7 protein-coding genes are annotated in these 13,821 nt (G+C 67.3%); 1 reads left to right on the forward strand and 6 read right to left on the reverse strand.

Annotated elements, in window-relative coordinates; translation table 11 throughout:
• Nucleotides 1–43 precede the first annotated feature (43 nt).
• The 3 genes from thrC to LDL32_RS15330 form a co-directional block, all read right to left on the reverse strand.
• Nucleotides 44–1,450: a threonine synthase gene (thrC, locus tag LDL32_RS15320; protein ID WP_233068285.1), complete on the reverse strand. Its 1,407-nt coding sequence runs from the start codon at nucleotides 1,448–1,450 to the stop codon at nucleotides 44–46.
• Nucleotides 1,451–1,528: 78 nt separating this feature from the next.
• The gene (locus tag LDL32_RS15325) at nucleotides 1,529–2,680 is read right to left on the reverse strand and encodes a major royal jelly family protein (RefSeq protein ID WP_233068287.1); all 1,152 of its coding nucleotides are present in this window, start codon (nucleotides 2,678–2,680) and stop codon (nucleotides 1,529–1,531) included.
• Nucleotides 2,681–2,970: 290 nt separating this feature from the next.
• Entirely contained in the window at nucleotides 2,971–4,491 is a 1,521-nt protein-coding gene (locus tag LDL32_RS15330; RefSeq protein WP_233068289.1) for a carboxypeptidase M32, read from the reverse strand.
• A gap of 93 nt (nucleotides 4,492–4,584) precedes the next feature.
• On the opposite strand from LDL32_RS15330, the gene LDL32_RS15335 reads away from it, so the two are divergent.
• Nucleotides 4,585–6,537 carry a tetratricopeptide repeat protein gene (locus tag LDL32_RS15335; protein ID WP_233068291.1) on the forward strand — a complete coding sequence of 651 codons (1,953 nt, stop codon included), beginning with the start codon at nucleotides 4,585–4,587 and terminating at the stop codon, nucleotides 6,535–6,537.
• 4 nt (nucleotides 6,538–6,541) lie between these two features.
• Here the strand turns inward: LDL32_RS15335 and LDL32_RS15340 are convergent, their stop codons facing one another.
• The 3 genes from LDL32_RS15340 to murJ form a co-directional block, all read right to left on the reverse strand.
• A complete protein-coding gene (locus tag LDL32_RS15340; protein ID WP_233068293.1) occupies nucleotides 6,542–9,439 on the reverse strand; it encodes a [protein-PII] uridylyltransferase in 2,898 nt (965 codons plus the stop codon).
• A gap of 77 nt (nucleotides 9,440–9,516) precedes the next feature.
• Nucleotides 9,517–12,126 (reverse strand): DNA mismatch repair protein MutS, encoded by a 2,610-nt coding sequence (gene mutS / locus LDL32_RS15345; protein ID WP_233068295.1) that lies wholly within the window; start codon nucleotides 12,124–12,126, stop codon nucleotides 9,517–9,519.
• A gap of 111 nt (nucleotides 12,127–12,237) precedes the next feature.
• On the reverse strand, nucleotides 12,238–13,800 hold the full coding sequence (murJ, locus tag LDL32_RS15350; RefSeq protein ID WP_233068297.1) for a murein biosynthesis integral membrane protein MurJ: 1,563 nt from the start codon (nucleotides 13,798–13,800) through the stop codon (nucleotides 12,238–12,240).
• Nucleotides 13,801–13,821 lie beyond the last annotated feature (21 nt).

Consider the following 13,821-nt stretch of genomic DNA (forward strand, 5'->3'; position numbering starts at 1 on the left):
GCACCCGTGCCGTCCCCTGTTCTGCTTGGGATGAAAGGGTCGGTCAGCCGGCGGGCGTGTTGGACAGCACGGCGGCACGCACCCTGTCCTCGATCACGCCCAGTTCGGCGGGCACCACGCTATAGCGCTCGGGCCGGTCGTACAGGTCGGCAAGCGAGGCGGGGAGTGCCGGTCGGATGCCGGTTGCCTGCGCCATCGCATCGGGGAATTTGGCGGGGTGCGCCGTGGCCATGGCCACCATGGGAATCCCCGGCTCGCGGAAGGTACGGCCCGCCGCGATGCCGATGGCCGTATGCGGGTCGGCCAGATAATGGCTGCGGGTGTTCAGCGTACGGATTTCCTCCGCCGTGGCGCTGTCATCCAGCGACAGGCCATGGAACAGCGCATTGGCCCTGTCCCACACGGGGGTGGAGACCTTCATCACCCCTGTCTTGCGGAAATCGGTCATGATGCGCGCGCATTCGCTGGCGTTGCGGTCCAGCAGTTCGAACAGCAGGCGCTCAAAATTTGAGGAAACCTGGATATCCATCGAGGGCGACAGGCTGGGCACCACGCCGTGGATGCTCATGTCGTTCTCGTTGAGGAAGCGTGAGAGGATATCGTTGCGGTTGGAACCCACGCACAGCGCGCGGATGGGCAGGCCCATGCGGCGCGCGACCCATGCGGCCAGCACGTTGCCGAAATTGCCCGTGGGCACGGCAAATGACACTTCCCGGTCGGGCGCGCCCAGCGCAAGGGCGGCATAGACATAATAGGGCACCTGGGCCGCGATGCGCGCCCAGTTGATGGAATTGACTGCGGACAGGTGCATGTCCGTGCGGAAGGGCGCGTCGGCGAACATCGCCTTGACCAGATCCTGGCAGTCATCGAACGTGCCCTGCACGGCCAGATTGGTCACGTTGGGTTCCAGCACCGTGGTCATCTGCCTGCGCTGTACTTCCGATGTCCGCCCCTCGGGGTGCAGGATCACGACCTGCAGGCGCTCGCGCCCCCGGCAGGCCTCGATCGCGGCCGACCCGGTATCGCCCGATGTCGCGCCCACGATGGTCACCTTCTCGTCGCGCTCGGTCAGGACATGGTCGAACAGGCGGCCAAGCAGCTGCATGGCCATGTCCTTGAAGGCGAGTGTGGGGCCATGGAACAGTTCCTGAACGAACAGCCCGTCCTCCACCTGTGTCAGCGGCACGATGGCCGGGTGGTCGAATCGGGCATAGGCCTCGCGGCACAGCTTGAGCAGCACATCATGCGTGATCGACCCTTCGGCAAAGGGGGCGATGATGCGGGCGGCAAGCTCCGGATAAGGCAGGTCGCGCAGGGCACGCCAGTCGGCTACCGTGAGTTCGGGCCAGCTTTCCGGCAGGTACAGGCCACCGTCCTCTGCCAGCCCCGCCAGCAGAACGGACGAAAAATCGCGGACGGGGGCATTCCCCCGGGTAGAAATATAGCGCATTGCACCATCATAATCCCAACCGCCCCCCCGCGCGAAGGGGGCGGATGCGGCGCGGGCCGCAATTCCGCGCGTGGTGTGTCAGAATTTCGGTGGCGGCAGGCTGCCGATATTGATGCGGTAGACATGCACCGGCCACTGTATGGCGTTCACGCCCCCATTGAGCGGGGCCGTGCGGTCAAGCTGGGCGGCGGGTACGTATAGCTGCCCGTCTTTCGTGGCAAAGGAACCGCCGGGCCAGTGCAGGCGCGGGTCGGTCACGATTTTCTGGTAAACGCGATCAGGCATCAGGCGGAAGATGCTGCCGGTTGATACATCGTTGAAATACAGCGTGCCGTCCGGGCCTGCGGTAATGCCGCCCAGCGGGGGCGTCTTGTACCACAGCGTCGGGCCTTCCTCCAGTTCGATGGGGGTGACCTTGGGGTCCACCAGCAGGTCGGTATCCAGCTTGTAGACCGGGCCACACAGCGGCTCGAAATACAGCCACTGGCCGTCGGCGCTGATGTCCATCTGGCTGATGTTGACAATGGCGGTGTGGCCTGCGGGATTGGTCGCCACCTTGCCATCCACCGTAATGGGCTGGTGGGCGGTCAGGGCCGGGGTGTGCTCCATCAGGCGGCGCTGGGTGTTGGTGTCCAGCTTCACCACGATCATCGCCGGAATTCCCGCATCGCCCACAAAGGCATGGCCACGCGCCACCCGCATTGTGGCGGCGTAGCTGCCCTGGCGCAGCATGTCGGGGTTGAGTGGCCAGGTCTGCAGTACGCGCTGTCCGTGCGTATCGAGCTTTACGATCTTGGGACCGCCTTCCAGTGGTCTGCCCGCCGGGTCGGGCTGGCCGCTATCGAGCACCCATAACGTGCCATCGGGCTGGAGCTGCATGTCGGCTGGCGCCACGAAGCGTGAGGACGGCGGGGCGGACGGGTCATTCCATGTGGCATCGGGATAGGGCTGCGGGGCGCCATGCGCGTCCAGCACCGCAAGCGCCGGGCCGGCATTGCCCGCCCAGCGCGGCAGTTCGACCAGCAGCCGCCCGTCGGGTAGCACGGCCACCCGGTCCCATGCGCTGGTGGAGGACGAGGCGACTTCCTCAAGTGCCGCGGGCGGGTCGAGCGGGGGCGCGGGCTTGGCGGCATGGGCGGCGGGTAGCGCGCCCAGCAGGCAGGTGCCGCAGGCAAGGAGAAAGCCCGCGGGGCGCAGGCGGCGGGGGGCAGGAAGGGAGTTTGCGTACATCGCACGGTATCTCGTCACGAACCGGTGCGAATGGCAAGGGGATGATACGGCATGCCGGCCCTGCCGCCTGCTCGGGACCGCTCTGGTCAATCGTGCCGGGACGTTCAGGGGCTGTGTGGAGGGGTGACCCGATAATATACTGAAATCATGAAAGTTTCTGGCGAATCTTTTCTCGGCAGGCTTCGGAAGATGCCGCCTTTTCTGAAAAAGGCGGCATCCGGAGCTTTTGTTATCCTTTACCGGCAGGCTGTATTCGGGAAAACAGGGCGGCACCTGGATAGGGATATGTTCTAGACCTGCGCGCAGTAACGCTGGCGCAGGTGGCGCAGGTATGGCCCCGTATTGGGCACCGCCCCCGTGGCGTCGCGCACGATCTCGACCGTGCTGGCCCCGCTGCCACGGGCGTGGATGTGCGGGCGCAGCCAGTCCAGTAGCGGTGTGAAATCGCCATTGCCGATGGCGGGCATGATGCCCGGATTGTCCCGCTCGGCGGCCGCGCGCAGCTGTGCCGCAATGATGGCGCCGAGCGTGTAGGTGGGGAAATACCCCCATGACCCCGATGGCCAGTGAATATCCTGCAGGCAGCCTAGCCGGTCCTCGGGCACTCTGAGGCCCAGCAGGTCATGGATGCGGGCGTTGAAGGCTTCCGGCAGGTCGGCCAGCTTCATCTTTCCCGCGATCAGCGCGGTTTCCATCTCGTAGCGGACAAGAATATGGGCGGGATAGGTGACTTCATCCGCATCCACACGGATAAAGCCGGGCTGCACGCGGGTTACGAGCCGGTGCAGGTTTTCCGGTGTCCAGGCCACGTCCGTCGCATTGCCGCCAAAGGCCGCGCGCAGGCGGGGTGCCATCCACTCCATGAAGGGGCGCGAGCGGCAGAGCTGCATTTCCATCAGCGGGGACTGGCTTTCATGCAGGCTCATGCCGCGTGCCTCGCCCACCGGCTGGGCGCGCCATGCGCCGGGCAGCCCCTGTTCATACAGCGCATGCCCGGTTTCATGCACCACGCCCATCAGTGCGTTGATGCAGTCATCCCGTTCATAGCGGGTGGTGATGCGCACATCATCCTCCGCCCCGCCACAGAAGGGATGCAGGCTGACATCCAGCCGCCCGCGCGCCATGTCGAAGCCAAGGGCGCGCATGGTGTCACGCCCCAGCCTTTCCTGCGCGGGCACTTCAAACGGGCCGGGCAGCGGCAGGGGGGCGGGCCGGTTTTTCTGGTGCTCCAGCGCGGTTGCGATCAGGTCGGGCAGTTCGCTGGACAGTTCGGCGAAGACCGGGTCGATATCGGCCTGCCTCGTGCCCGGATCATACTGGTCCAGCAGGGCGTCATAGGGGGAAAGGCCAAGGGCATCGGCCTTGGCCGCGGCAATCTCACGCGTGCGGGACAGCACGGTCTGCAGTTCGGGCAGCAGGGATGCGAAATCGCTGTTCTGGCGCGCGGTGCGCCAGGCCATCTCGCAGCGCGAGGCGGCGCGTGAGGCTGCTTCCACCAGGTCGGACGGGACGGCGGCGGCATGGGCATGCTGGCGACGCATCTCACGCAGGTTGGCATGCGCCATGGCGTCATCAGGCGGTTCCGCGCGGGCCAGCAGGTCAGGCATGTCGGATGCGGTCATGAGTTCGTGCGAAAGCACGGCCAGGGCTGCAATGCTCTCGGCCCGGCTGTCGCCTGCGCCGGTGGGCATCATGGTGTCCTTGTCCCACCCCAGGATACCGAGTGCGTTGCGGATATGCCCCATGCGGGCAAAACGTCGCCGCAATGTTTCATAAGCCTGCTGGCTGGCGGTGCCGGACTGGATGTTCATGCAGGGTCCTGACTGAAATTCTTAACAATCCATCGCGTATGATGGCGGGCAAGTGTGCGGGAGCACGCCGCGCCATGCAAGGGAGGCCACGCGATGAATGCCGGATGTGACAGGCAGCAGGGGATGGCGCGGGAACTGGCGCAGGGATACGCCGCCCTGCGCGCGGATGACGTGGCAGGGGCGCATGCCCGTTTCACCGCCCTGCGGGTCACATCCCCGGATGATCCCGATGTACTGCACGCTCTGGCCTGCGCGGCGCTGGCGGCGGGGCGGGCGGATCATGCCATAGCCTTTGCGGGCCGCGCGCTGCGGGTTGCCCCGCATGGCCCGTTCCATGAAGTACTGGCCCGCGCCCTGCTGGTGCAGGGGCATGCTGATGCCGCGCGCGCCGCGATCCGGCTGGCCTGCCTGCGCCAGCCTGACGATGCGAGCCTGCATCTGGCCCGTGCGGAGATCATGGAAGCCGCGGGCGCTGTGGCGGAGGCGGCGCAGGCATTCGGGCAAGCCGTGCGCCTGTCGGGCATGAACGCCGGACACGCGCGCGTGCTGCATGCCCGCTTCCTGTGGCGGCGCGGGCGGCGGGTGGCCGCGATTGCGCAGATGCGCCATGTGGTGGCGCACATGCCGCATGATGCTTCCATCATTCATGAACTGGTCGAAATGCTGCTGGCGCAGGATGACAGGAAAGGGGCGGAGGCGGTGCTGCGCGCGGGACTGGCGCATGACCCGGCGGATGCCCGCGCCCTGTCGGTTCTGGGCACGCTTCTCTTTGCGCGCGGGCAGATGCAGGCCGCTGCCGACATGCTGGCGCGCGCCGTGGCGCAGGCCCCCGATGCGGAAAGCTGCAACAACCTTGGTCTGGCCCGCATGGCGCTGGGTGACATGGCGGGGGCGGACGCCGCCCTGCGTCAGGCCATGCGGTCTGCCCCCGATGATGCGCGCATTGCCCTCAACCACGCGACCGGCCTGTTTGAGGGGGGAGCGGTCATCAAGGCCTGCGCCCGCTATGAAGCGATACTGGCGCGCAGTCCCGCACCGGATGACGAGACACGTGCCCGTGCGCGTTTCAACCTGGGCGTGGGCCTGCTGGCACGGGGGCAGATGGCGCGTGGATGGGCGCTGTGGGAATCCCGGCTTGCCTTCCTGCCGCCCCATGCCGCGATAGCCCGCCTGCCGCAATGGCGCGGACAGGCCCTGCCCTTGGGGCGCAGGTTGCTGGTGCATATGGGGCAGGGGCTGGGGGACTGTGTGCATTTCCTGCGCTATGTGCGGCCCGCGGCGCGCAGGGTGCCGATCGTGCTGCAGGTGCCCGCCGCAATGGGCAGGCTGGCCGCCACGCTGGATGACGGGGGCGGATACGCGATAGAAATTATCACACATGATGGATATGAAGATCCGGATATCGTGGCGCAATGTGATCTGTTCAGCCTGCCCCATCTCCTGCACATGCATGGCGTGCCTGCCTTCGCGCCCTATCTGGGTGAAACATCATGGCGGCGGCACATGAGGCGGGAGGGGCCGCTACGTGTGGGGCTGTGCCACGAAGGGAACGCGGCTTATCGCTTTGATGCGCGCCGTTCGGCCAGCGTGGCGGATATCGCCCCGCTGGGGCAGGTGGAGGGTGTCGAGTTCATATCCATGCGCCCGCGCGGGGCGGATACACGGGTGGTGCCGTTTGTCAGGCACGAACTGCCACCGGGTGCCGACCTGCTGGATACCGCGCGGCTTGTCACGACACTGGATCTGGTCATCAGTGTGGATACGCTTGCGGCCCATCTGGCAGGTGCCATGGGCTGTCCGGTCTGGCTGCTCAGCCGTTTTGGGGGGGACTGGCGCTGGTCGGCGGCATTTGATGCGCCACATGCCGGTGCCATGCCGATAGCGGGCGCGGACGGGCCACCATGCCACGCGCCGGCCAGCCAGTGGTATCCCACGCTGCGGCAGTTCCGGCAGGAACGGCCCATGCCACCCGCGCGGGCGTGGGGTCAGGTGGTCGGGCGGCTATGCGCGGCCCTGCGGGCAGGACAGGCCACCGGCAGGGCCTGATTGCTCAGATGGTGATGGATTCCAGTTCGGAAGCACGGCGCTGCGCCGCCGCTTCCGCTTCCTGCAGGCCGGCGAGCAGGGTGGCGCGCACGCGGTCCAGCCGCTCCCTGTCCGTGATCTTGAGGCCGAACAGGTCCTTTACATAAAAGACGTCAACCGCCCGCACGCCATAGGTGGTGATGTGGGCGGAAGCAATCTGCAGTTTCTGCTCGCTCAGCGCCGCCGTGACGTCATGCAGCAGGCCGGGACGGTCGCGGCCGTTTATTTCCACCACGGTGCAGTTGTTCGAAGCCCGGTTGTCAATTACCACGCGGGGCGGCACGTGGATGGCCCGCATGCGTCGCCCGCTCAGCCGGCTGCCACACTGGGCAATCTCGCGGTTGATGTTGATGTGGCCGGTCAGCGCCTGCTCGATCAGCAGGGACAGGCGGCCAAGCTGCTGCGGTTCCTCGAACGCGGCGCCGCCCGCATCCTGTATCCACAGCGTATCAAGTGCCATGCCGTTGGTCATGGTGTGGATGCGCGCATCCACGATGGAGGCCCCGGCAATGGCCACCGCCCCCGCGATCTTGGAAAACAGGCCCGGATGGTCGGCGGCATAGATCGTGACTTCCGTCACCCCGCGCGCGGGCAGGGGCTGGGTCTCGACCGTAAGGGGGGCGTGCAGCCGTTCGGATTCGCCAATCAGCAGGGCATGACGGGCATGGGTGTCGTGATCAAAGGACAGCCAGTAACTGCCATAGCCCAGTGCCATGAAGTGCTGGACATCGGCCTCCTTCATGCCGTCCTCCACCAGCCACTGGGCTGTGGCGGTCTTGGCGCGCTCCACGCGCACGTCGCGCTCGGTCGTGGCAAGGCTGCCTTCCAGCACCTCGGCCACGCGCATGTACAGTTCGTTGAGCAGCGTCGCCTTCCACGCATTCCACACGCGCGGCCCCACCGCGCGCATGTCCACGATGGTCAGCAGCAGCAGCAGGCGCAGGCGCTCTGGCGACTGGATGATGTCGGCCAGGTCAAGGATGGTCTTGGGGTCGTCAATGTCGCGCTGGAAAGCGGTGTGGCTGAGCAGCAGGTGATGCAGCACCAGCCATGAAACCGTTTCCGTCTCCTCGCTGTCCATGCCCAGTTCGGGGCAGACATACAGCGCGATCTGCGAGCCGATTTCCGAATGGTCACCACCCCGGCCCTTGGCAATGTCATGCAGCATGACCGCCACGTACAGCGCGCGGCGTGAATGCAGGTTGCGCGCCAGGTCGTAGGCGATGGGGATCTCGTCGGCCATATGGCCATGTTCCACCCGGCCCAGTATGCGCAGCGCGTCGATGATGTGCTCATCCACCGTGAACACATGATACGTGTCGAACTGCATCTGCCCCACGACGCGTGACCAGTCGGGCAGCAGGCGGCCCATCAGCCCGGTTTCATTGAGGATGTGCAGCCAGTAGGCGTTGCCCTTGCGCCGGCCCTCATCCATCAGGTGGAAGCTGGGGGAGGCATCGGGGGCATCCGCCGCATCCCCCGTGCGTGGCGTGCGGGCCTGGCGTTCGGGCGGGTCGCCACACATCAGATCAAGGAAGATGCGTGCGGTTTCCGGGTCGCCGCGCAGGCTGGCGGCCCTGCGCTCCCAGCGGATCAGCTGGTGCATGGCCATGGGGTGGATGGGCAGCTTGCGCTTCTTGGCCCAGTCCAGCAGGCGCATCATCTGGATGGGTTCATCTTCGAACGAGGTGCCGCGCTGGGGCAGGATGCGGCCATCCAGCACGGTAAAGCCCGCGTCACGCATCTGGCTGTCGGCTTCCGGCGCATTGGCAACCGGCCCGAGCGCCTGGCGCAGCACGGCGGGTTCCAGCACCAGTGTCAGGCGCATGACCTCCCGCACGGTCAGGAAGTAATGGCGCATGAAGCGTTCCACGCCCACCTGCCTGCCGTGGCGGGTATAGCCCATGCGCCCCCCGACCACCGGCTGCACGTCGAAGGTCAGGCGCTCTTCCGCCCGGCCCGACACGTAATGCAGATGAAAGCGCACCCGCCACAGGAAATCCCATGCCCGTCGCGCGCGTTTGGCTTCGGGTTCGGTCAGCAGGCCGAGTTCACTGAAGCCGGGGGCCAGCAGGTCGGACACATGCCGGGTGCCGAAGGTGTAGCGGCACATCCAGTACAGCGTCTGCAGGTCACGCAGGCCACCGCGACCTTCCTTCACGTTGGGTTCGACCAGATACGGGCTGTCACCAAAGCGCTGGTGGCGGGCCGCGCGTTCCCTGCGCTTGTCGCTTATGAAGCGGTCGGCCCCCGCACGCACGCAGGCCACGATGTAGCGGGCCTGGAACATCTCGAAAAGCGACTCGCTGCCCGTCAGGATTCGGGCATCGAGCAGCGTCGTGCGCACCGTGGTGTCGGCTTCCGCCTCGGCAATGCATTCGTTGATGGTGCGGGTCGCGTGCCCGACCTTCAGCCCCAGGTCCCACAGGAAATACAGGATGTATTCCACGCAGGCGCGGATGCTTTCCGCCTCCGCATCGGGGGTGAGGAACAGCAGGTCGATATCGCTGAAGGGGGCCAGCAGCCCACGCCCGTACCCGCCGGTGGCCGCAATGGCGAAGGGGGCCTCGGGCTGCGAGTCGATGCCCGTCTGACGCATGGCGAAGGCGGCCAGAACGCGGATCATCCCGTCCGTATAGGCAGCCAGCAGCTTGCCCGCTTCCGCCCCGCCCAGTTCGTGGCGTTCGAATGCCTCACGCACATGGGCCTGGTAGCGCGACAGGTGGCGGCGGACCAGACCGATGGCGTCCTCACGCAGTACCGCAGGCCCGTCTCCCCCGTCCCCGGTGGGAAGGAGGGCTGCATGAAGGGCGTCTGTCATCGCCTCGACAGGGGAGGCGGGGGAGGGTGCTGCGTTGGACATGTGGCCAGATGGCGTCCTGTAGGTGGCAAGGGGATGGCGAGTGTGCAGCCCTTCATGGGTTCAGGTCCAGAGCCGTGTCAGGCTTTCATCAGTTTTTTGAGTTTATACAGCATTTCCAGCGCCGTGCGTGGGCTGAGCGCAGCAGGATCCAGTTCCTCCAGCAGCGCATGGGCGGCAGGCGGCATGGTGGGGGGTGGGGGCTCCGCCTCCGCTTCGGGGGGGTGGCGGTCAAACAGCGGCAGGGGCGGGGCCTGCCTGCCCCGTTCCTTTTCCAGCATGGACAGCAGGCGGCCCGCACGGCGCACCACCGGCTCCGGCACGCCGGCCAGACGGGCGACGTGCACGCCCCAGCTGCGCCGGGCGGAACCGGGCACGACCTCATGCTGGAAGATCACCTGCCCCTTCCATTCCCGCACGCTCATGGTGTGGGGGGACAGGCGGGGCATGCTGTCCGACAGTTCGGCCAGTTCATGGAAATGCGTGGCGAAGATGGCCCGGCAGCGCAGGGTGGAATGCAGCGTTTCCAGCACCGCCCAGGCAATGGCCAGCCCATCCAGCGTGGAGGTGCCACGCCCGATCTCGTCCACCACCACCAGCGAACGCGGACCTGCCTGATTCAGGATGGCCGCCGTCTCGGTCATTTCCACCATGAAGGTCGAGCGCCCGCGCGCCAGATCGTCCGCCGCCCCCACGCGTGAGAACAGGCGGTCCACCACCCCGATGCGCATGGACACGGCCGCGACCGGCAGCCCCGCCTGCGCCAGGATCACGGCCAGTGCCGTCTGCCGCAGGAAGGTGGACTTGCCCGCCATGTTCGGCCCCGTCAGCAGCATGATGCGGTGGTCGGGTTCCAGATCACAGTCATTGGGGGTGAAGCGGGCGTTACGCGGCAATGCCGCTTCAACCACCGGGTGGCGACCGGCGCGGATGATGAAGGACGTGTCATCGACCACGGTGGGGCAGCACCACGTACCACCCCCGGCCAGCAGCGCGCAGGACTGCATGATGTCGATGCACGCAAGGGCATCCGCCATGTCCGGCAGCGCGGTTTCATCAAGGATATGGCACACGACCTGTGTGAACAGGTGCCGCTCGCGCAGGGCCGCGTTCTCGGCGGCCTGGGCAATCTGCCGGTCAAGGTCGATCAGCCGTTCGGTTGAAAAGCGGCTGGCGCTGGCGGTGCCCTGCCGCATGATCAGGTCATCACGCCCGCGCAGGCGTGCGCTGGCGGCGGCAGGGACCTCGATCACGTAGCCGAGCTGGGCATGATGGCGGATCTTGAGGCTGGAGACGCCAAGGCTTTCGGCATATTCCTGCTGCAGGCCCGCGATCACCCGCCTGCTGCCGTCGCGCAGTTCGCGCTGGGCGTCGAGTTCGGTGTCAAAACCACTGGCGATGATGCCGCCATCATCCATGCGCGCGGGCGGGTTCTCGCTCAGCGCCCGGCCCAGCAGGGCTTCGAGTTCATGGGCGCGGTCAAGATGGCCCATCGCACCCGCCATGATGGGGCACAATTCCGTCTGCGTGTTCAGTATGCGCCGGGTCTCGCGCGCGACTTCCAGCGCCAGCCGGATGGCCACGGCATCACGCGGCTGCCCGCGCCCCAGTGACAGCCGCCCCAGCGCGCGCGCCATGTCGGGGGCGGCGCGCAGGGTCGTGCGCAGGTCATCGCGCAGGCCGGGCCTGTCCAGCAGCCATGTCCACCCCGCCTGCCGGCGTGCAATGCGGGCGGGGTCGGTCAGCGGCGCTGCGATCCAGTCTGCCAGCATGCGGCTGCCGGCGGCGGTCACGGTGCGGCTTACGGCGGCGAACAGGGTGTGTTCCGTCGTGCCGTCACGCGTGCGCAGCAGGTCCAGGCTCGCGCGGGTTGCGGGGTCCAGGCCCAGCACGTCCTGGCTGTCGCCGGGGCGGGGGTGCGACAGGCGGGGAAGCTGGCCTGCCTGGCTGCGGCGGATGTAGTCGATGGCGCAGGCTGCGGCCAGTGCCTCCGTATCGCTGAAGGTGCCGAAGGCATCAGGACTGGCCACGCCAAAGGTCTCGGCCATGCGCGCCCGCGCGGCCTCCACGCTGGGGGGTGGCACGACGGGGGTGCGGCGCGGGGCGAAATCGCCCAGATCCACATTGTCGGCGCACAGGATTTCCGCCGGGTCCAGCCGGCCAAGCAGGTCGTGCAGGCCGGTTGCGGGTAGCGTCGTGGTCTCGAACAGCCCGGTGGAGATGTCGATCCACGCCAGCCCCGGCGTGCCCCCTTCGCGCCCCGTGGGGCAGATGATGGCGGCCAGCAGGTTCTGCCGCCCGGCTTCGAGCAGTTCGTCCTCGGTCAGGGTGCCCGGCGTGATCAGGCGCACGACCGCGCGCCGCAGCGGTCCCTTGGAGGCGGGGCGTCCCTTGCGCGGCTGCTCGGTCTGTTCGGCCACCGCCACCCGGAAACCGCGCCGGATCAGCCGCGCCAGATAGGCCTGCGCCGCATGCACCGGCACGCCGCACATGGCGATGGGCTCGCCACCATGGGTGCCGCGCGCGGTCAGCGATATGTCGAGGGCGGCCGCGGCGGCTTCGGCATCATTGAAGAACAGTTCGTAGAAATCCCCCATCCTGAAGAACAGCAGGGCATCGGGATGTTCGGCCTTGAGCGCAAACCACTGCGCCATGGCGGGGGTGGCGCCTTCGGGGGATGGGAATGTCATCCCCGTTGTCTAGCGGTGGGGTGGGGGATTCGCCAGTGGGGATTCACCAGCGGGGATTCACCAGTGGGGACTGGCCGGAAGGGGGCTGGCCATGACGGGGCGGGTCGTGACCTATGCGGACCGGCCCCGCCCCAGCCGCCGCCGGATCGCGCCGGCTGCCTGCCCCACATCGGCCACGCCCAGCACATGCAGCGCACCCAGATAAAGGCCGATACCCAGGGCAATGAGTACGCCCACATCCACCAGCCGCATGACCGCACCGGCGTCCATCGCCCCCCCCAGCGGGGTATGGCCCAGCAGAACCAGCCCTGCGGCCATCAGGCCCGCGCAGGCCACCATGCCCGCAAGCTGGCGGATCAGCCCCGCATCGGGCACCAGCGCCCCGCGCCGCACCAGTAGCCATGCCAGCGCGCCCGCATTGACCATGGCGGCAAGACTGCTGGCCAGTGGCGGGCCGATATGCGCCAGCCAGTGCATGAAGCTTATGTTCAGCACGAAATTCAGCAAGAGCGTGCCCATTCCCACCAGCACCGGCGTGCGGGTGTCGCCACGCGCAAAGAAGCCGGGCGAGAGCACCTTGACCAGCACGAAGGCGGGTAGCCCCACCGCATAGGCCCGCAGCGACTGGGCCGCCAGCACCGCGTCATGCGCCGTGAACTGCCCGTGTCCGAACAGCGCCATCATGACCGGGGCGGCCACCACCAGCAGCCCCGCTGCCGCTGGCAGCGTCAGGATCAGGGCGTAGGATATGGCCCGGTTCTGCGTGGTGTGGGCCCCCGCCGTGTCGCCTGCCGCCAGGTGGCGGGTCAGCACCGGCAGCAGGGTGGTGCCCGCCGCCGCCCCCAGCACGCCCAGCGGCAGCTGGTTCACCCGGTCGGCAAAATACATGAGCGATACGCTGCCTTCGGGCAGCAGGGTGGCGATGATGGTATCGACCAGGAAGTTGATCTGGGTAATGCCGCTGCCCACCAGCCCCACGCCCATGCGGGCCAGCAGGGTGCGGATCTGTGGCGTGATCCATGGTACCACCAGCCGCAGGCGCATGCCCGCCCGCCGCGCGGCGTAGAGCAGGATGCCGAACTGGATCACGCCCGAGGCACTTACCCCCCACGCGGCCGCGTGCGCCACATCGCCCGTAAAGGGAGGCAGCAAAAGTATGGCCGCAATTCCCACCACGTTGAAGCTGACATAGGCCGCCGCCGCCACGCCAAAATGGTGCATGCCGTTCAGCACGCCGGATACCAGTGCCGCCCCGCAGATCATGAGCAGGTAGGGGAATGTGATGCGGCTGAGCGATATGGCCAGCGAATCGCGCACGCCCCCGTGCGTGAAGCCGGGTGCTATCAGCCGCAGCACGCCGGGCATGAAGATCTCGCCCAGCACGGTCAGCACCAGCAGCCATGACAGCAGCACGCTCATCGTCTCGCTGGCGAAGCGCCGGGCGGTATCGTGGCCCTCGCGCTCCAGCAGGCTGGAGAACAGGGGCACGAAGGCGGCGTTGAGCGCGCCCTCGCCAAACAGGCGACGGAACATGTTGGGCAGGCGGAAGGCGATCTGGTACGCATCCTGCGCCACCCCCGTGCCCAGGAGTGCCGCCAGAAGCTGGTCGCGCACCAGCCCCAGCAGGCGGCTGATCATGGTCCAGCCGCTTACGGTCAGGAAACCCTTCAGCATGGCACGCGGGGGGTGCTTGCC

This window comes from Komagataeibacter sp. FNDCF1 (genome assembly GCF_021295335.1).
Taxonomy (GTDB): domain Bacteria; phylum Pseudomonadota; class Alphaproteobacteria; order Acetobacterales; family Acetobacteraceae; genus Komagataeibacter.

What these genes read in the sequence shown, in the direction of transcription:
- thrC (WP_233068285.1), bottom strand. Translation starts at nt 1,450, where the DNA reads ATGCGCTATATTTCTACCCGGGGGAATGCCCCCGTCCGCGATTTTTCG.
- LDL32_RS15325 (WP_233068287.1), bottom strand. Translation starts at nt 2,680, where the DNA reads ATGTACGCAAACTCCCTTCCTGCCCCCCGCCGCCTGCGCCCCGCGGGC.
- LDL32_RS15330 (WP_233068289.1), bottom strand. Translation starts at nt 4,491, where the DNA reads ATGAACATCCAGTCCGGCACCGCCAGCCAGCAGGCTTATGAAACATTG.
- LDL32_RS15335 (WP_233068291.1), top strand. Translation starts at nt 4,585, where the DNA reads ATGAATGCCGGATGTGACAGGCAGCAGGGGATGGCGCGGGAACTGGCG.
- LDL32_RS15340 (WP_233068293.1), bottom strand. Translation starts at nt 9,439, where the DNA reads ATGTCCAACGCAGCACCCTCCCCCGCCTCCCCTGTCGAGGCGATGACA.
- mutS (WP_233068295.1), bottom strand. Translation starts at nt 12,126, where the DNA reads ATGACATTCCCATCCCCCGAAGGCGCCACCCCCGCCATGGCGCAGTGG.
- murJ (WP_233068297.1), bottom strand. Translation starts at nt 13,800, where the DNA reads ATGCTGAAGGGTTTCCTGACCGTAAGCGGCTGGACCATGATCAGCCGC.